The organism is Streptomyces chrestomyceticus JCM 4735 (genome assembly GCF_003865135.1).
Classification (GTDB): Bacteria; Actinomycetota; Actinomycetes; order Streptomycetales; family Streptomycetaceae; genus Streptomyces; species Streptomyces chrestomyceticus.
Genome location: NZ_BHZC01000001.1, coordinates 7066518 through 7086566 on the forward strand (window position 1 = coordinate 7066518; position 20049 = coordinate 7086566).

Consider the following 20049-nt stretch of genomic DNA (forward strand, 5'->3'; position numbering starts at 1 on the left):
CTTCGGGTAGGTGCTGTCGGGGCTGCTGGTGGGGTGCGGCCGTGTGGTGCCACGCGGCGCTACGTTCTACGTTTTGCCGGTTGGCGCCACGTTCTCCGTTTTGTCGGGTGGCGCTACGTGTCGCACTCCAGCTCCGTACCGCACAGTCCGCAGCGGGCCCGCAGCCGGCCGCGCACCGGGACGCGGATGCGCTGGTGGCACGTCGGGCAGGGGAAGGACACGCGCAGCGGGGCACTGCCCTCGAAGGCGTAGCCGCCGGCCGGTGCGCGGCTGTCGGGCCGGCCGGCGCGCCGCGGGTCCTGGGCCGCGCGCCGGGCTCCGGCGTAGCGGCGGCGGCCGGTCCAGCCGGCCGCGGCCAGCGGCTGCTGCTGCGCGTCGCGGCGGGCCAGCGCCATGCCCGCCTTGTAAGCGTCGTACGCCTGCGGGCTGGTGAACCACGGTGCCGGGTCCTCGCCGAAGAGCAGCGCGCGCTTGGCGAGGACGTAACCGAACTCCTCCGGGGTCAGATAGCCCAGCTTCTGAGCGAACGGCCCGTGTTCGCGGTATGCGTCCAGCAGCAGCCAGCCCGCGCCCAGGTAGGCGGTGGCGGTGTCGGTGAGGATCTCGTTGGCGGGGGTGCCGGGGAAGGACAGGTCGAGGCGGTGCAGGTAGACGTGCATCACCTCGTGGGCGAGGGCGGCGCCGATGTCCCGGCGGTGCGTCTTGAAGCGGCTGTTCAGCTCGACGAAGTACTCGGGGCCCGCCGTCAGTTCGACGTTGGCCGCGAGGGTCATGTCGCGGAAGGCGACGATCACCCGCGCGTCGGGCAGCCGCAGGTGCTGCACCATGGCGCGGGCCACCCGCTGCGCGCCCGCGTACAGCTCTTCCCCGTCGTCGAAGGCGACGTCGGCGGGCGGCACGCTCGTGTCGAAGGTGCGTACCGTGTCGTACGACAGGCGTTTGTAGAGCGCGGTGACGGCCGCGCGCACCGTGTCCAGGTGCGGATAGCCGTGCTCGATGTCACCGCCGGAGCTGCCCGGACTTCCCGTCGCCGCCACCCGACCACTGTACGTCTCGCCGGGAACGTCCGGTATGGGCTGCAGAAGACCTGGGTAGAACAGCAGTTGGCCAGATGTACACCCTTGCCACTGTGATCGCCGACTCCACATAATCCAAGGGCGCTTTGCGGGCTCATCCCCCACTGGGTCCGGACGCCTTGCGGCGTGCTGCCGACTTTCGCGCACGTTTTACGGCGGTCCTTTCCGGTTCTCGCGTTGGCATGGGCCTGACATCGACGTGCAACCCCCCACGAAAGGAAGCCCGTTGCGAAGCCAGCAGAAGAACCTGAGGAGAGCCACCGCCGCCGCGGCCGTCGCCCTTGCGGCCGTCAGCCTCCAGCCCGCCGCCGCCAACGCCGCGCCCACCCCCACACCGCAGGCCGACGGCGTCCACACCAAGATCGTCGGCGGCACCAAGGCGAGCCAGGGCGAATTCCCGTTCATGGTCCGGCTGTCGATGGGCTGCGGCGGCGCCCTCTACGCCAAGGACATCGTGCTCACCGCCGCCCACTGCGTGGACGGCAGCGGCCCCAACACCTCCATCACGGCCACCGCGGGCGTCGTCGACCTGGAGGACTCCAAGGCCGTCAGCGTGAAGTCCACCGAGGTCCTCCAGGCCCCCGGCTACAACGGCAAGGGCAAGGACTGGGCGCTCATCAAGCTCGCCAAGCCCATCGACCTGCCGACCCTGAAGATCGCCACCGACGACAAGCTCACCAACGGCGAGTTCGACATAGCCGGCTGGGGCGCCGACAAGGAAGGCGGCGACCAGCAGCGCTACCTCCTCAAGGCCAAGGTTCCCTTCGTCGACGACGCCACCTGCAAGAAGGCGTACGGCGACCAGCTCACCCCCGGCGAGGAGATCTGCGCCGGCAAGCTGGACACCGGCGGCACCGACACCTGCCAGGGCGACTCCGGCGGCCCGATGTTCCGCAAGGACGAGGCCGGCCAGTGGCTCCAGGTCGGCATCGTGAGCTGGGGCGAGGGCTGCGCCCGCCCCGGCAAGCCCGGCGTGTACACCGAGGTGAGCACCTTCGCCGCGGACATCAAGAAGGCTGCTGAGGGGCTGGGGGGTTGAGGGGGCGGCTGTTCGGCCGTCTGGCGGGCTGACGTCCGGCGGGCCGAGGCTTGATGGGCTGAGGTTCGGCGGGCTGACGGTCGTCATGTAGCGCGGAGGCCGCGTCCCGGTGCTGGAGGGCATCGGGACGCGGCCTCGCTTTTCGGCCCCGGGGTGGTGGGGCCTACCGGGGCCTGGTTGGGTTGTACCGGGGCCTGGCGGGGGGCCGCAGGGGCCGGGCCTTGACTTGGCGGGTCCTGCCGGACGTGACGGGTCCTACCGGAGAGGTACCCCGCTCGTTCTTTCGGCCGGGGTGGGGGCGCCGACGCTTGGCCGGAAGGCCGATACCCGCCCGCGCGCCTCCTTCCTAGCGTGGGCCGGGTGACCACCGAGCCCCGCCCACGCCACACGCCACAGCCTCCGGGCCACGGCCTCGCGCGTCCCGGCGACCGCCGGACGACCGCGATCGCGGCCCTGCTGCTGGCCGCCTCCGCCGCGGCCGTCATCTGGCTGCTGCTCGGCCACGGCGGCCACGGTCTTCAGACCGTCCCCACGACGGCCTTCACCTTCGCCGGAACCGACCGGGCCGAGCAGACCGACGGAACCGGCCAGGACCCCGGGACCGACCGGGTCGCCCATTCCGGCAGTGCCACCCCCACCGGCGGCGACTGTGCCGTACGAGCGCCCAGGCCCCGCGACTGCCCGGGCCCGCACTGTGCCGCTCGGATTCCCAGGTCCCGCGGCTGCGAGTACGCCGCCCACCCGGACCCGCACCCGCCGACCTGCTGCCGGCCCTAGCACCCGCCCGCCTGCTGCCGGCCCCCGCACCACGACGGCCACTCCGCCGCACGCGCCGCCCCCCGGTGACCGACCGGACCGCCCCAGCGGTTGCGGGGCGCGATCACCGCAGGTCAGATGGAACGCAACGACAGCGGCCCGGACCGCTGCCGGGTACGGGGCGCGGGACGCGGGGGCGGCGTCCGGCGCACGAACAGGGCGAGGAACACAGGCACACAGGAAACACAGGGACGCAGGGACGCAGGCACACAGGAACTCAGGGACACGGGAACACTGGGGCACATGGCGATCAGCGTGGTCATCGCGGACGACCAGGAGATGGTCCGGACGGGCTTCCGGATGATCCTGGAGAGCCAGCCGGACATCGAAGTCCTCGCCGACGTCGTGGACGGCACGGCGGCCCTGTCCGCCGTGGAGCGCCTGCGTCCCGACGTCCTGCTGCTCGACATCCGGATGCCCGGGACCGACGGCCTGGAGGTCACCCGCCGCCTCGCCGAGCGCGCCGCCGCCCACCCCGAGTACGGGCACAAGCCGCGCATCGTCATCGTCACCACCTTCGACCTCGACGCCTATGTGCACGCCGCGCTGCACGGCGGCGCCTCCGGCTTCCTGCTCAAGGACGCCAGCCCCGCCATGCTCGTGGAGGCGGTACGCGCCGCCGCGGCCGGTGACGCGCTGATCTCACCCGCGATCACCGTACGGCTGCTGCGCGAACTGGCCCCCGCAACGGCCGGCGGCACCACCCGTACCCTCGCCGAGCCGCTGACCGACCGCGAACAGGATGTCGTACGCGCCCTCGCCCGCGGCCGGACCAATGCCGAGATCGCCGCCGAACTCTACGTCTCGCTGTCGACCGTCAAGTCTCACCTCGCCAACGTCCAGGTCAAGCTGGATGCCCGCAACCGCGTCGAGATCGCCGCCTGGGCCTGGGAGAGCGGGCTCGCCAGGGGCAGCACCGGCAGCGGGCCGGCCGCACCATGAGCCCGCTGACCGGGTGGGCGCGCGCCCACCCGCGCAAGGCCACCGTCGGCAAAGCCGCCCTCGCCGCGGTCCTGCTCTTCCTCATCGGCTTCGAGAGCGTCGCGCTGGCCCGGCAGCCCACCCGCCCGCACGCCACCGTCGTCGCCGCCGCTGTCGTCGTCTGCCTGTGTGCCGTACCCAACGCCCGCGTGCCGCTGCGCATCCGCGCCTGGACCGCCGCGAGCGTCTCCCTCGCAGCCTCGGTGGTCCTGATCGCCGGACAGCACGCCCTCGCGGTGTGGGGACTCGGCGAAGGCATCGCCCTGCTGGTCCTGCTCACCGGCGTGGTGCACCGCGCCCCCGGCCGCACCGCCGCGGTCCTCGGCCCCCTGCTGGGCCTGGCCTGCGTGCTCGCCCCGATGCGCGACATCCGGCTGGGCCTGTGGACCGTCGTCTACGGCGTCCTGACCGTCGTCGTCAGCGCCTATTCGTTGATCCTGCGCTGGCAGGACGCCCAGCGAATGCGCGACCTGGCCGCCGTACGGACCGCCGAACGCCTGGAACTCGCCCGCGAACTGCACGACGTGGTCGCCCATCACGTCACCGGCATCGTCGTCCAGGCCCGCGCCGCCCGCTTCACCGCACTCGACGGGCCACGGGCGGACGCCGCCTTCGAACGGATCGAGACCTCCGGCGGCGAGGCACTGAGCGCGATGCGCCGCCTGGTCCACGTCCTGCGGGAGAACTCCGCACGCAGCCGGCCGCTCGCCGGACTGGCCGACGTGCACACCCTCACCGAGGCTTACGCGCGCACCGGCCCGCCCGTCGCCCTGCACATCGAGGAGGGCCTCGACGAGACGGTCCCCGCCGAAGTCGCCGCCGCCGTCCACCGCATCGTCCGCGAGGCCCTCACCAACATCCGCAAGCACGCCGCGGACGCCACCGTCGTCCGCATCAAGGTCCGCACCGTCCCGTCCGGCCTGGAACTGCGCGTCACCGACGACGGCGGACACCCCGCCCGCCTCTCCGAACAGGCCCGTGGCGGCGGCTTCGGCCTGGCCGGACTCACCGAACGCGCCGAGGCGCTGGGCGGCCGGCTGACCGCGGGCCCCGCACCGGAGGGCGGCTGGGAGGTTCGGGCCGTGCTGCCGCTGGGAGCGGGGGAGGGGGAGGGAAACGGGGAGAGTGGCGGGTACGCAGGGTACGGGAAGGAGCCCTCCGGCTGACTGGGGTGACCCGGCTGACCCGGCTGTCCGGGCCGCCCGGGCTGACCCGGCGGCCCGTACGCCCCGCTCCGGCTGTACCGGACCCCCTCGCCCCCGGTCCGTTAGTCCAACACCTCCCGCCCCTTTGTCCATGGGCGCACCCGCCGCGCACCCAGCACCCTGTCCCGCGACGGACAGAGCCGGTGCGAAGGACGGAGAGCGCTCGTGAACGGACCGACAGGAGCGGAGCAGCCGACAGGAGCGCAGCCGACAGGCGCGGGTCAACCGGCGGACGCGGGACAGTCGACGAAAGCGCGGCAACCGGCAGAAGCGGAAGCCGCGCCCCCTGGGGAAGCCCTTGCGCCCGAGCCAACCCCGACCGGCCTTGGAACCCCGACCGGCCCCGAAGCCCTGACCGTCCCCGAACCCCTGACCGCTCCCGCCCCCACCCGCAGAAAGCTCGTCATCGGCACCGCGCTCGCCGGAATCGCCGCCACCCTCCCGCTCACCGGCACCAGCGCATACGCCGGAAGCACCGGCACCGGCACCGGCACCGGCACCGGCACCGCCCCGTACCCGCGCCCCCGAGCAGGTGAGGCGGTGCTGCGCTCCGGTGCCCTGGAGGTCCGCGTCGACACCGGCTTCCCCCGTGTCCTCTCCTACACCGACCGGGGCACCGGCGCCGTCCTGTACGGCCAGCCCGACCCGGTCACCCGGCTCCTCGTCGACGGCACCGCCCGCACGCCCCGGGTCACTGCCCGCCCGGCCGCCGACCGCATCACCTACACCCTCGCCTTCGACGGCGGCACCGAGATCGACGCCGAGATCACCGTCGACGGCTGGCACGTCGACTGGCGCGTCACCAGGATCGCCGACACCCCGGCCCTCCGCGTGGGCACCCTCCAGATCCCCGGGCTCGCCCTGCTGAGCGTCCGCAGCGACCAGCCCGGCGCCGCCCTGCTGGCCGCCCGGATCGACCTGGACAAGGCCAAGAGCGGCGACACCCTCGTCCGGATCACACCCGCCACCCCGGTGGACGCCGCCCCCACGGGGTGCGCGTACGGGGTGGCCGCCACCGGCGAGCTGGCCGCCGCCGTCGAGACCAACACCGTGTACGACACGCCCAGCGGCCCCACCACCTGGGAGAACGGACGGCTGTGGCGGCAGACCACCGCGAGCGGCGGCCACCGCTACGCGCGCCTCGGCTGTGGCCAGTGGACCCACCGCGCGGCCACCGCGCCCCTGGACGACACCGAGCCGCTGCCGTACGCCACCGTCGTCCTCACCCGCGACCGCAACGGCGACGGCACCGCCGACTGGCAGGACGCGGCCATCGCGCTGCGCGACATCATGGTCGACCCGCTCGGCGCCGACGAGCAGCACCTGCGCGTCGTCGCCCACATCCCGTTCAACTTCGCCAGCCAGGCCACCAACCCCTTCCTGGCCACTCTCGACAACGTCAAGCGGATCGCGCTCGCCACCGACGGGCTGCGGCAGTTCACGCTCCTGAAGGGCTACCAGTCCGAAGGCCACGACTCCGCCCACCCCGACTACGGCGGCAACCCCAACACCCGCGCCGGGGGCCTCGCCGACCTCAACACCCTGCTGCGGGCCGGAAAGACGTGGCACAGCGACTTCGCCGTGCATGTCAACGCCACCGAGTCCTACCCCGTCGCGCACGCCTTCTCCGAGACCCTGGTCGACAAGAGCGACGCCCAGTGGGACTGGCTCGACCAGTCGTACCGCATCGACGCCCGCCGCGACCTGGTCTCCGGCGACATCGTCCGCCGCTTCCGGCAGCTCCGCGAGGAGACCGACCCCGCCCTGAACACCCTCTACATCGACGTCTTCCGCGAGTCCGGCTGGAACTCCGACCGCCTCCAGCGCCACCTGCGCGCCCAGGGCTGGCAGGTGACCACCGAATGGGGCCACGGCCTGGAGCGCTCCGCCCTGTGGTCGCACTGGGCCAACGAGACCGACTACGGCGGCGACACCTCCCGCGGCATCAACTCCCGCCTCATCCGTTTCGTCCGCAACCACCAGAAGGACGTGTTCGCCGACAAGTGGCCCACGCTGCTGGGCGGCGCCCGGATGGGCAACTTCGAGGGCTGGGTCGGCAAGACCGACTGGCACGCCTTCTACAAGATCATCTGGGTGGACGCGCTGCCCGCCAAGTACCTCCAGGCGTACCCGATCCGCACCTGGCGCGAGCACGAGATCACCTTCGAGGGACCGACCGGCACCACCGTCACCGACACCGGCGGCACCCGCCGCATCACCACCGACGGACGCCTGGTGTACGACGGCGGCACCTACCTGCTGCCCTGGGAACCCCGTCGCGCGACCGACCCCGAGAAGCTCTACCACTACAACCCCGGCGGCGGCACGACCACTTGGACGCTGCCCCGTGGCTGGTCCGGCACCCGCAGTGTGTACGCCTACCGGCTCACCGACCAGGGCCGGAGCCGGCCGGAGCGGCTGACCGTACGCGCCGGCGAGGTCACCGTCACCGCCGCGGCCGGACAGCCGTACGTCCTCTACCGCCGCCCCGCCCCGGCCCAGGGCGGCCGCGGCTGGGGTCAGGGGAGCGGCGGCCACGCCCGGCGCGGAGCCGGCCGGACCGGGCCCGGCTGGGGCGAGGGCACGCCGCTCGCCGACCCCGGCTTCCACTCCGGCACCCTCGACGCCTGGCGGGTCAGCGGGCCCGCCACCGTCGAGCCGAGCGCCCTCGGCGACTACGAACTGGTCGTCGGCGCGGGCGGCGCGGCAACCGTCAGTCAGCGGCTCGCCCGCCTCGCGCCCGGCACGTACACGGCCTCCGTGCAGGTCGAGGTCGGCGCGCGGCCGGGGGAGCGGCGCCGGGCCACGCTGGAGGTACGCACCGGTGACGGCGTCACGGCCGCCAACTGGACCGAGACGTCCACCGCCGGGAACTTCGTCGCCGCCGACCGCAAGCACGGCACTCGCTTCCAACGGATGTTCACCCCCTTCACCGTCCCCGAGGGCGGCGGTCCCGTCACCCTCACCCTCCGCACTGCAGCGGGCACTCCACGTATTCGGTTCGACAACGTGCGGGTCGTCCCCGCAGTTCCCACGCATCGCCCCGGCACCGTCGCGTACGAGGATTTCGAGGACGTACCGCAAGGCTGGGGCCCCTTCGTCAAGGGCGACGCGGGCCAGGTCACCGACCCGCGCACGCACATCGCGCAGCGGCACGCGCCCTTCACCCAGCGCGGCTGGAACGGCAAGGCCGTCGACGACGTGATCGACGGCGGCCAGTCCCTGAAGTCCCGCGGCGAGAACGCGGGACTGGTCTACCGGACCGTGCCGCACACCGTGCGCTTCGTCCCCGGACGCCGCTACCGGGTCAGCTTCCGCTACGAGAACGAGAAGGCCGGCCAGTACGCCTGGGTCACGGCCGTCGACGACCCCGCGTCCCGCGAACTGAGCCGCACCCCGCTGCCCGTCGCCACCCGGCCCACCTCCCACACCTACGAGTTCACCGCCCCGGAGAGCGGCGAGGCGTGGGTGGGACTGCGCAAGACGGGCGACGACGGGAAGGCGGAATTCGTCCTGGACGCCTTCGAGGTACGGGAAGCTTGACGCGTCGGGCACCGGAGACCGGCCCGCCCGGGCACCGGAAACTGGTCGGCCCGGTGCGGATGACCGGCGCGTCGGGGCACGGACACCGCCCCGTCAGGGCACCAGACGGGGCGCCCCCGCCCGCTCCCCCTCAAGGGCGGGGGCGCCCTCCAGCTCCAGCAGGAGCAGCTCGTTGGCGCCCGGACGCAGCACCGGACCGGGGACGAACAGGGTCCGCTGCGGACCGGCCGCCCAGTAACGGCCCAGGCAGAAGCCGTTCACCCAGGCGAAGCCGCGCGTCCAGCCGGGCAGTTCGAGGGCGGCGTCGCCGGGGGAGGGGACGGTCAGCGTGGCCCGATGGAGGCCCGGCTGCCCGGAACCGGAGGGGCGGTCGCCGTATCCCCTGAACGGCACCCGCCGCACCGCCGCCGCGTCCTCCAGCGCGTCCAGCCGCAGCCCCCGCGCCCGTACCCCGTGCAGGTACTGCCGCTCGTGCAGCACCCCGCCCGTGATGCCCTTCGGCTCCCCGAGCCGCGGACCGTAGTTGACGCGCCCCAGCGACTCCACCCACAGCTCCACAGTGGCGGGCCCGGCCACCGCCGCCCCGATCACCCCGTCCTCCTCGTCCAGGGTCGGCCCGCGCACCCCGTCCACGTACGTCACCGCCAGGTCGCGCAGCCCCGCCACCCGCAGCGGAAGCGGCCCGCGCGGACCGGGGACCTCGATGCGGTACCGCACCACCCCACGGTCCACGTCCAGCTCCTCGAACGTCGGCGGCACACCCGACGTCATCTCGGGACCGCCGAGGACGTCTAGCACGTCCGCGAGCGGCGCCCACCCGCCGGACTCGGCCCGTACGGGCGCGGCGAGGACCGGCGGCGGTGCGGGGACCTCCGGCGACGGGCTCGGCGCATACGCGGCCAGGACCTCACGGAACCGGTGGAACTTCTCCGTAGAGCGCCCGCGTTCATCGATCGGCGCGTCGTAGTCGTACGACGTGACGGTGGGCCGCAACACCCCGTCGTGCAGGTCGCCGGAACGGTTCGCCCCCGCCCAGCCCCCGAAGTTCGTACCGCCGTGCGCCATGTAGACGTTGACCGACGCACCGCACTCCAGGATCTCCCGCAACGCGTCCGCCGCGTCCCCCGAAGAGCGCGCCACCGAAGCGTCACCCCAGTGGGAGAACCAACCGCACCAGAACTCCATGCACATCAGCGGCCCGCGCGCCTGATGACGCCGCAGCGCCGCGAACGCCTCCCGCGCCCCCGACCCGAAGTTGGCCGTCGCCAGGACACCGGGCACCGAACCGCCGGTGAGCATGTGGTCCTCCGGGCCGTCCGAAGTGAACAGCGGCACGGTCACCCCCAGGCCGCGCAGCAGGCCCACCATGTGCGCCAGGTACTCCCGGTCGCTGCCGTACGACCCGTACTCGTTCTCCGCCTGCACCATCACCACCGGGCCGCCACGGTCGTACTGCCGCGCCACCACCTGCGGCAGCAGCCGCCCGAACCACGCGTCCACCGCCCGCAGGTACTCCGCGTCGCGCGTCCGCACCCGCCGCCCCAGCGGACCGGTCAGCCAGTGCGGCAGCCCGCCGTTCTCCCACTCCGCGCAGATGTACGGACCGGGCCTGACCAGCGCTAGCAGCCCCGCCTCCCACGCCGCGTCCAGGAAGCGGCCCAGCGCCTCCGGATCGCGGTGGACGCCCGGCCGCGGCTCGTGCAGGTTCCAGGGCACGTACGTCTCGACGCAGTTCAGCCCCATGGCGCGCAGCATCGCCAACCGGTGCCCCCACTGCGCCTCGTGCACCCGGAAGTAGTGCAGGGCCCCCGACAGCAGCCGCACCGGCCGCCCGTCCCGCTCGAAATCCCGTTCGCCCACCACGAACTCGCCCATACCGCCCGCCCTGTCCCGTTCCGCCGCCATCCCGATCCGCCCGGCGCACCGGCCCGTCCGCCGTCCCGGTCACCCTCACCCCTGGCGGCACGCGAATCCATGGACAAAGATCGGTAGTGATTGGACGGAAGCCGGACGGAACGCGGACTGCACTCGGGCGGCACAGGGCCCTCATCGGTCAGGAGACGCGGGAAACCGACCGGACGCGGAAACGCCCACGCCCCGTACGGACCCGGCGCGCCGCGCCACCCCGTACGGACACGCCCCCGGCACGCGGAAACGGGAGGACGCCCGCATGTACCACACCTGGATGCGGTACTTCACACCGAGCCCGGTCCACCACCGGCTCGGCCTGGTCTGCCTCGGCGTCGGACTCCAGCACGGCCCCCTGCCACCCGTCGGCCCTCGCGTCCTCGACCACCACGTCGCCGTCGTCGTCCACGCCGGTCGCGGCTGGTCCGCCACCCCGGACGGCACCCGCACCCCCGTCACCGCCCCCGCCCTCCTGTGGCTCCTCCCCGGCGTCCCCCACCACTACGGAGCCGACCCGCACACCGGCTGGGACGAGAGCTTCGTCGACTTCACCGGCCCCGCCACCAGCACCTACACCGAACTCGGCTACATCGAACCCGACCGCCCCCTCGTCCCGCTCGCCGACACCGCCGCCGCCCGCACCGCCATCGGCCGCATCACCCGCGCCGCCCGCCGCGGCAACCCCCTCCTCGAAGTCGAGACCGCCGCCGCCGTCCACGAACTCCTCGTCGCCCTGCGGCGCGCCCGCGCCGACACCGACGCGGACGGCGACCCCGTACTCCAAGCCCTAGCCCGCGACGCGTTCCTGCCCCTGTCCGTCGCCGAACACGCCGCCCGCCACGGCATGACCCCCGCCGCCCTGCGCACCGCCGTACGCCGCGGCGCCGGATGCAGCCCCAAGGACTACCTCCTGGCCATCCGCCTCGGCCACGCCAAAGAACTCCTCGCCGCCACCGAACTCCCCGTCGCCGCCGTCGCCCGCCGCGTCGGCTACACCGACCCGGCCTACTTCAGCCGCCTGTTCACCCGCCGCGTCGGCACCGCCCCCGTCCGCTTCCGCGCCCGCCAGGGACACCACGTCCCCGGCGGCTGGTCCACCCGCGTACCCGACCCCGACGACCCGCCGCGGATCGACTGAGACAGCCACGTCCCAGGGCCCGCGCCGAGCACCCGCGAAGTGCGCCCGAGGCCCGGCCGGGCCGGGAAAATCACGGGTCGAGTGCGCGGTGTCAGTGCCGTACGGCAGCATGAGGACATGCCCGCACTGACGCGCGACGAGGCGCAGACCCGAGCCCGACTCCTCGACGTCCACCGCTACGCGATCGACCTCGACCTCACCCACGGCCCCGACCACTTCGTGTCCCGCACGGCCGTCCGCTTCAGTGCGCGCACCCCGGGTGACACCTTCATCGACGTCGCGCCGCACGAGCTGCGCTCCGCCACCCTCGACGGCCGCCCCCTCGACCCGACGGCCCTCGACGGCAACCGCCTGCCGCTCACCGGCCTCACCGAAGGCGACCACGAACTCCGCCTCGAAGCGACCATGCCCTACTCCCGCACCGGCGAGGGCATGCACCGCTTCACCGACCCCGCCGACGGCGCGACCTACGTCTACACCCAGCTCTTCCTGGACAACGCCCAGCGCGTCTTCGCCGCCTTCGACCAGCCCGACCTGAAGGCCGTCTTCGAACTGGCCGTCACCGCCCCCGACGGCTGGACCGTCCTCGGCAACAGCACCGCCACCCGCCAGGACGGCGAGACGAACCACGTCGTCCTCGCCCCCACCCCGCCCATCAGCACCTACCTCGTCGCCGTCGCGGCCGGCCCCTGGCACACCGTCCGCACCGAACACGCCGGACTGCCCTTCGGCATCCACTGCCGCGCCTCCCTGGCCCCCCACCTGACCGCGGACGCCGAAGAGATCCTCGACATCACCCGCCGCTGCTACGACCGCTACCACACCCTCTTCGACGAGCCCTACCCCTTCGACTCCTACGACCAGGCGTTCGTCCCCGAGTTCAACATGGGCGCCATGGAGAACCCCGGCCTGGTCACCCTCCGCGACGACTTCGTCTTCCGCTCCGCCGTCACCGACACCGAACGCCAGTCCCGCGGCATGGTCATCGCCCACGAGATGGCCCACATGTGGTTCGGCGACCTCGTCACCCTCGCGTGGTGGGACGACATCTGGCTCAACGAGTCCTTCGCCGAGTACATGGGCTACCAGGTCCTCTCCGAGGCCACGCACTACACCGACACCTGGACCGACTTCGGCATCGCCCGCAAGAGCTGGGGCTACGACGCCGACCAGCGCCCCTCCACCCACCCCGTCGCCCCCGCCCCCGAGGACGTGCCCGACACCGCCTCCGCCCTCCTCAACTTCGACGGCATCTCCTACGCCAAGGGCGCCTCCGCCCTGCGCCAGCTCGTCGCCTGGATGGGCGAGAAGGACTTCCTCGCCGGCATCAACGACCACATCTCCCGCCACCGCTTCGGCAACGCCACCCTCGCCGACTTCGTCGACTCCCTCGCCCAGGCCACCGACCGGGACGTGCACACCTGGGCCGACAACTGGCTGCGCACCACCGGCGCCGACACCCTCACCCCCGTCGTCGGCACCGCACCCGGCGGCGGCTGGACACTCCGCGTCGACCGGGACGGCAGCCGCCCCCACCACCTCACCGCCGGCCTGTACGACCGCGACCCCACCGACCCCACCCGCCTCGTCGCCCGCGACCACCTCGCCTGGGACATCCCCGCAGCGGCATCCCCGGACCACGGCACCGCCACGGCCTCCGACGCGCCGGGTACCTCCGCGACTCCCGGTGCGCCCGGCACCGCACCGGCCGCCGGCACCGGCTCCGGCTCAGGCCCCACCGGCGTACGGGACGGCGCCCCACAGCGCCTCCACACCGCCCCGGCCCCCGCCCCGCCCTGATCCTCCTCAACGACGGCGACCTCACCTACGCCAAGGTCCGCCTCGACCCCGCCTCCTGGGACACCGCCCGCGACGCGCTCTCCGGCCTGCCCGGCCCCCTCACCCGCGCCGTCGTGTGGAACGCCGCCCGCGACATGGTCCGCGACGGCGAGCTGCCCCCCACCGCCTACCTGGACGCCGCCCGCGCCCACCTCCCGTACGAAACCGACATCGCCATCGTCTCCGGCGCCCTCGCCTTCGCCCGCACCCAGATCGCCGACCGCTACCTCCCCGCCGCCGACCGGCCCGCCGCCCTGAACACCCTCAGCACCATCGCCCGCGACATCCTGCGCCGCACCGAAGGCTCCGAGAACGGCGACGGCCAGGGCCTGCGCCTGGCCGCCGTCCGTACCTTCATCGACAGCGCCACCACCCCCGACGGCATACAGGACTGGCTCTCCGGCGGCAGCGTCCCCGGCGGCCCCGCCCTCGACCCGGAGCTGCGCTGGCGCATCCTCGGCCGGCTCGCCGTCCTCGGCGCCACCACCCCCGCCGCCATCGAGGACGAACTGGCCCGTGACCCCAGCGCCACCGGTCGGCAGGGCGCCGCCACCTGCCACGCCGCCCTGCCGGACCCGGCCGCCAAACAAGCCGCCTGGGACGCCCTGTTCGCCACCGACGAGCACACCGACCTGTCCAACTACCTCTTCAACGCCACCGCCGTCGGCTTCTGGGCCCCCGAACAGCTCGACCTCGTACGCCCCTACGTCGCCCGCTACTTCCCCGAAGCCGTGGCCCTCGCCGCCCGCCGCGGCCCCGCCCTCGCCGAATCCGCCGGCCGCTTCGCCTTCCCCACACCGTTCGTCGACACGGCCACCCTCGAACTGGGCGAGGAGTGCCTGCGCACCGCCGACCCGTCCCCGGCCCTGCGCCGCAAGCTCATCGACCAACTCGACGATCTGCGGAGGGCGCTGCGGGTACGGGGGGAGTGACGGCGCGGGCCGCCGGGGGCAGTCGGGTCCGGTAGGCGTGGCGGGGGCGTCAGGGCTACTGGGGGAGTGACGGCTGCCGGGGGAGTGGCAGCCGCCGTGTCCGCCGGGCCGCGGGGATCGCCGGGGCGGTGCCGGCTCTGCGGAGACGGGCGCGTACGAGAGGAAAGGTTCCGTCACGCGTCCGCCCGGGCTCTACCCCGGCTCCGCCCCGGGCCCCCGGCCCCGGCCGTATCCGCCCACCTCAACCCCTACGGACTGCATAGCAGGCAATCCGATCACCACCGCCCCGCCCAGCACCTGGGTACCCCTTTCGGGTTGAGCTCGCCCAGCTCGGCAGGTACGCCACCCGGCCCCGGCCAGTCTGTGGTGTGCCCGCTGTCGCGCACCCGAAGGACCGCCCATGAACACCCCGCCCCTCGCCGGCGGAGCCGCAGGCCCCGATGCCCTGCGCCCCCTCCTCGGCACCGTCCTCGACGCGCTGCGCGACGGTGCCGAAGCCCGGGGCGGCCCCCTGCCCGCCGGGGGCCCCGGCCGGGTCGCCGCGCGGCTGCGCGAGGCCACCGGGCCCGTTCTCCCCGAAACCGGCCGCGGTCCGCACGAAGCGCTGCATGCCCTCGTCCGCGCCCTGGCCGAAGGCGCGGCCGACCCCGCGGACCCGCACTGCGCGGCCCATCTGCACTGCCCGCCGCTGGCCCTCGCCGCCGCTGCCGACCTGGCCGCCGCCGCCCTCAACCCGTCCATGGACTCCTGGGACCAGGCCCCCGCGGCCTCCGCCCTCGAAGCCCGCACGGCCCGAGAACTCGCCGCCCTCGTCTACCCGTACGGACCGGACGGCCCCGCGCATCCGTACGGACCGGACACCTCCCCACCCCCGTACGACCCCGACGACGCTCCTCTCCCGTACGACCCTGAAGACTCTCCCCACTCGTACGGCCCCGGCTCCTCCCCGAGCACCCGACAACCACACACCTCAGGCACCCCCCATCACCTCAAGAAACTCACCCACCCCTACAGGCCCGCGACCCCCACACTCCCCGGACGTACCCACGAGGACGACCAGCCCGACGCCCTCGTCACGACCGGCGGCACCGAGTCCAACCAACTCGGCCTCCTCCTCGCCCGCGAGCACGCCCGTACCCGCTACACCGAGCCCCTGCGCGTCGTCTGCGGCGCCAACGCCCACCACAGCGTCCACCGCGCCGCCTGGCTCCTCGGCCTCCCCGAACCCCTCACCCTCCCCACGCCTGACGGCACCCTCGACCCCCTCACCCTCCACACCGCCCTCACCGACCTCCGCCACCCCGGCAGCCCCGGAGCCCCCACCGTCCCCGTTCTCGTCTGCGCCACCGCGGGCACCACCGACACCGGCGCCATCGACCCGCTGCCCGCCCTCGCCGACCTCACCCGCGCCCACGGCGCCCGCCTCCACGTCGACGCCGCGTACGGCGGCCCGCTCCTCTTCAGCGCCACCCACCGCCACCTTCTCGACGGCCTGCACCGCGCCCACACCGTCACCCTCGACCTGCACAAACTCGGCTGGCAACCGGTCGCCGCCGGCCTCCTCGCCGTCCCCCGCGCCGCCGACCTCGCCCCGCTCACCCACCGCGCCGCCTACCTCAACGCCGACGACGACACCGAAGCCGGCCTCCCCGACCTCCTCGGCCGCTCCCTGCGCACCACCCGCCGCCCCGACATCCTCAAGATGGCCGTCACCCTCCAGGCCCTCGGCCGCACGGGCCTCGCCGACCTCGTCGACCGCACCCTCGCCGCCGCCCGCACCTTCGCCGGCCTCATCGACGACCACCCCGCCTTCGAACTCCACTCCCACCCCACCCTCAGCACCGTCCTCTTCCGCCCCACCGGCGCCGACGACACCACCGTCGCCACCATCCGCCGCCGCCTCCTGCACCAGGGCCGCGCCGTCCTCGGCCGCGCCGCCACCCCCACCGGCCTCTGGCTCAAGGCCACCCTCCTCAACCCCCACACCACCACCGACGACCTCGCCTCGCTCCTCAAACTCGTGGAAGGCCACACCCCCCGATGAGCACCACCCCCCACCCCGAAGCCATCACCCTCCACATCCCGTCCCCGGACCCCGGACGCCCCGCCCACACCGGCCTCCGCACCGCCGCCACCCGACGCCCCGACCCCGAACCCGCCACCTCCCGGCAGCCCACCGACCCCGACACACCCCTGGACCTCGCCGGCATCGGCATCGGCCCCTTCAACCTCTCCCTCGCCGCCCTCGCCCAGCCCCTCACCCACCTGCGCACCGCCTTCTACGACCAGCGCCCCGCCTTCCGCTGGCACCCCGGGCTCCTCATCGAGGACGCCACCCTCCAAGTCCCCTTCCTCGCCGACCTCGTCACCCTCGCCGACCCCGCCAGCCCCTGGAGCTTCCTGAACTACCTCAAATACCGGGAGCGCCTCTTCCCCTTCTACTTCGCCGAACGCTTCCACATCCACCGCGCCGAATACGACGCCTACTGCCGCTGGGTCAGCGAAAACCTCCCCGGCCTGCACTTCCGCCACCAGGTCGACGCCGTCCGCTGGAACAGCGACCGCGCCTCCTTCGAAGTCGACTACACCCACCTCGGCGACGACGGCGAAGCCGAAGCCCTCGGCCGCACCCACGCCCGCAACCTCGCCCTCGGCATCGGCACCGTCCCGCACGTTCCTGACTCCCTCAAACCCCTCGTCGACGCCCCCGCCGTCCCCGTCCTGCACGCCGCCGACTACCTCGCCCACCGCGAACGCCTGCTGACCGCCGACCACATCACCGTCGTCGGCGCGGGACAGTCCGGCGCCGAAGTCTTCCTCGACCTGCTGCGCTCCCGCCCCGCCGGCCGCGAAGGACTCCACTGGCTGGCCCGCACCGCCGCCTTCGCCCCCATGGAATACAGCAAACTCGGCCTCGAACACTTCACCCCCGACTACACCCGCTACTTCCACGCCCTCCCCGAACCCGTACGCGACCAGCTCCTCCCCGGCCAGTGGCAGCTCCACAAGGGCATCGACCACGCCACCCTCGCCGCCATCCACGACGAGCTCTACCGCCGCACCCTGCACGGCGGCTGGCCCGACGCCACCCTCACCCCCGGCGTCACCGTCCGCACCGCCGGCCGCGTCGGCACCACCAAGGTCGAACTCCACCTCGACCACCCCCACCAGGGCGCCCGCTCGCGCCTGACCACCGACGCCGTCGTCCTCGCCACCGGCTACCGCGAAAGCCGCACCGACACCCTGCTCGCCGCCCTCGACCCCTACATGCGCCGCGACGCCGCCGGACGCCCCCGTATCGACGCCGACCAGCGCCTCCTCCTCGACCCCTGCGTCACCGGCTCCGTCTACGTACAGAACGCCGAACACCACACCCACGGCGTCGGCGCCCCCGACCTCGGCCTCTCCGCCTGGCGCAGCGCCACCATCCTCAACTCTCTCACCGACAGCACCACCTACCCCCTCCCCGCACGCACCGCCTTCACCACCTTCGGCCTGCGCCCCTCCCCGCCCCGCAACCTCACCGACATCCCCCGCCCCAACTCCACCCTCATCGAGAACCCCTGACCCGCCCGGCCCAGGCTCCGCCCCTACGGACACCTGGGCCGCCGCACACCGCGCCGGGTCGGCACCCCGCCCGGGGGATCAGAACACCGGCACCCCGTCCCGCGTCAGCCGCCAGTCCTCGGCCGCGAACCGCGCCGGGTCGATCTCCCCGGTCTCCTTCACCCACCCGATGATCAGGTTCCGGATCTCCTCCGACGTCGACCACACCTGCGGCGCCTTCGCCACCTGCGGGAAATTGCCGCCACCGCTCGCCCGGTAGTTGTTCACCGCCAGCACGAACCGCGCGTCGTCCGCCACCGGCTTCCCCTCGAACGACAGCTTCCCGATCCGCCGCCCCGGCTCCTTCGCGATGTCGATCTCGTACGAGACACCGCTCACCGCGTCGTAGTTGTAATCCGGAATCCCGTCCGCATTCGTCAGCTTCGCCGGATCGACCGGACCGCTCGCCGGCGTCCGCACGTAATACCGCGCGGAGAACTCCAGATACTCCCGAAGCTGCTTCCCGGTCAGCACCCGCGCCTCCAGCGTATTGTCGAACGGATACAGCGCGGCCATCGACCGGATCGTCACCGCACCCGCCGGAACCGTCGCCGACCGCGAGAAACACGAAGCCTGCGACAGCACCGGCAACTTCGCGTACGCACCACCCGCCAGCGCCTTCCGCACCACCTCCGCCTGGACGAACGCGATGAAATCCAGCACCGGCGTGTCCTTGTAAGGCGCCTCCGCAGCCGTCATCTCCGCCTTCGACCGCCCGATGACCTGATTGACGTACGCCACCACCTTCCGCTGCTCGGAACGCAGCAGCCGCGTGATCCGCGGATCCTCCGGCACCGTATGGGAATTCAGCACCTTCGCCGCCACCGACTCCACCGACCAGCGCCCCCGCGACCGCACCAGTTCGAAGTCGAACACCGTCAGCCGCTGCCCCCACTTCAACGGCTCCGACAGCACCACCTCACGACCGGTCTCCCGGTTCACCACCCGCCGCTCCGGCACCTCCACATGCGCGTGCCCCACCAGAATCGCGTCGATCCCCGGCACCCGCTCCGCCACCAGCGCCGCCGCGTTCTCCACGTGCGGCAGTTGGTCCCCGTACGACGACGTACCGCTCGTCCCCGAATGCGCCGACACGATCACCACGTCCGCACCCATCGACCGCAGCTTCGGCACCCACTTCGCCGCCTGCTCCTCCAGCCCCGGAAACGCCAGCTTCCCCTGCACATGCGCCTTGTCCCAGATCGCGACCCCCGGATTCGTCAGCCCCAGCACCGCCACCTTCACCTGACCACCGCACGGCGTACGGAGCCGCTTCATCCAGTACGGCGGAAAAGCCGGCCGCAGCGACTTCGCGTCCACCGCGTTCGCCCCCAGCAACGGGAAGTCGCAGTGCTCCTCGAACTTCCGGAGCACCCCCAGGCCGTAATTGAACTCGTGATTGCCGAGCGCCGCCGCGTCGTAACCGATGGCGTTCATCGCCTTCGCCATCGGATGCACCGGACCGTTCGGACCCGTGATCGGATCGACCTTCGCGTAGTAATACGCCAGTTGCGTACCCTGAATCGTGTCACCCGCGTCGATCAGCAGCGTATGGCGCGCCCCCTTCTCCTCCCGGACCCGCCGCACCAGCGTGGAAATCTTCGCCAGCCCCACATCGTTGTGGTCCTTGTCGTCGAATTCCCCGTCGGCCGCGTAATCCCAGTTGAAGACATTGCCGTGCAGATCCGTGGTCCCCATGACCGTGAAGGCATAACGCCGCGCCGGCCACGCTCCACCGCCGGACACCGGCGCGGCCACCGCCGACGGCGCCCCCGTACCGATGAGCGCGGCCCCCGCGCCCGTGGCGACCGAACTCCCCAGAAACTTCCTACGGCCGAGCGGCATGAACATCTCCTTCGACGAAACACGGCGGCAGCGGACACCGGCGACGGGCCTCGCGACGGACCCCGCGACGGAGACCGCGACGGGACCGTCGCCCACCCGCGACACTCCGACCACCACAACA

At 73.1% G+C, this 20049-nt stretch carries 11 protein-coding genes and 1 pseudogene; 9 read left to right on the forward strand and 3 right to left on the reverse strand.

Annotated features, from left to right (window positions below; translation table 11 throughout):
• Positions 1-113: 113 nt before the first annotated feature.
• Entirely contained in the window at positions 114-1037 is a 924-nt protein-coding gene (locus EJG53_RS30925; RefSeq protein WP_125047657.1) for a hypothetical protein, read from the reverse strand.
• A 265-nt stretch (positions 1038-1302) separates the two neighbouring features.
• On the opposite strand from EJG53_RS30925, the gene EJG53_RS30930 reads away from it, so the two are divergent.
• The 5 genes from EJG53_RS30930 to EJG53_RS30950 all read left to right on the forward strand — a co-directional run bounded on the left by EJG53_RS30930 (position 1303) and on the right by EJG53_RS30950 (position 8660).
• Complete coding sequence (locus tag EJG53_RS30930; protein ID WP_125047659.1) at positions 1303-2115, forward strand: S1 family peptidase; 813 nt, start codon at positions 1303-1305, stop codon at positions 2113-2115.
• Positions 2116-2475: 360 nt separating this feature from the next.
• Positions 2476-2892: a hypothetical protein gene (locus EJG53_RS30935; RefSeq protein ID WP_125047661.1), complete on the forward strand. Its 417-nt coding sequence runs from the start codon at positions 2476-2478 to the stop codon at positions 2890-2892.
• A 282-nt stretch (positions 2893-3174) separates the two neighbouring features.
• Positions 3175-3873, forward strand: coding sequence for a response regulator (locus tag EJG53_RS30940; protein ID WP_125047663.1), 699 nt, complete (start codon positions 3175-3177; stop codon positions 3871-3873).
• 5 nt (positions 3874-3878) lie between these two features.
• The gene (locus EJG53_RS30945; RefSeq protein ID WP_125049708.1) at positions 3879-5078 is read left to right on the forward strand and encodes a sensor histidine kinase; all 1200 of its coding nucleotides are present in this window, start codon (positions 3879-3881) and stop codon (positions 5076-5078) included.
• Positions 5079-5468: 390 nt separating this feature from the next.
• On the forward strand, positions 5469-8660 hold the full coding sequence (locus EJG53_RS30950; protein ID WP_125049709.1) for an endo-alpha-N-acetylgalactosaminidase family protein: 3192 nt from the start codon (positions 5469-5471) through the stop codon (positions 8658-8660).
• A gap of 93 nt (positions 8661-8753) precedes the next feature.
• Here EJG53_RS30950 and EJG53_RS30955 read toward each other — a convergent pair whose 3' ends face one another.
• Entirely contained in the window at positions 8754-10535 is a 1782-nt protein-coding gene (locus EJG53_RS30955) for a glycoside hydrolase family 35 protein (protein ID WP_125047665.1), read from the reverse strand.
• 295 nt (positions 10536-10830) lie between these two features.
• Here EJG53_RS30955 and EJG53_RS30960 point away from each other — a divergent pair, with 295 nt between their 5' ends.
• From EJG53_RS30960 to EJG53_RS30980, 4 genes and pseudogenes are all read left to right on the forward strand, one after another.
• Positions 10831-11706 carry a helix-turn-helix domain-containing protein gene (locus EJG53_RS30960; RefSeq protein WP_125047667.1) on the forward strand — a complete coding sequence of 292 codons (876 nt, stop codon included), beginning with the start codon at positions 10831-10833 and terminating at the stop codon, positions 11704-11706.
• Positions 11707-11823: 117 nt separating this feature from the next.
• Positions 11824-14477: pseudogene (gene pepN, locus EJG53_RS44205) on the forward strand (aminopeptidase N).
• Between the two features lie 400 nt (positions 14478-14877).
• A complete protein-coding gene (locus EJG53_RS30975) occupies positions 14878-16521 on the forward strand; it encodes a pyridoxal phosphate-dependent decarboxylase family protein (protein ID WP_125047669.1) in 1644 nt (547 codons plus the stop codon).
• Entirely contained in the window at positions 16518-18044 is a 1527-nt protein-coding gene (locus tag EJG53_RS30980) for a lysine N(6)-hydroxylase/L-ornithine N(5)-oxygenase family protein (RefSeq protein ID WP_125047671.1), read from the forward strand. Before EJG53_RS30975 ends, EJG53_RS30980 begins: the two co-directional genes overlap by 4 nt.
• Positions 18045-18122: 78 nt before the next feature.
• Here EJG53_RS30980 and EJG53_RS30985 read toward each other — a convergent pair whose 3' ends face one another.
• Entirely contained in the window at positions 18123-19928 is a 1806-nt protein-coding gene (locus EJG53_RS30985; protein ID WP_125049711.1) for a bifunctional metallophosphatase/5'-nucleotidase, read from the reverse strand.
• Between the last annotated feature and the right edge of the window lie 121 nt (positions 19929-20049).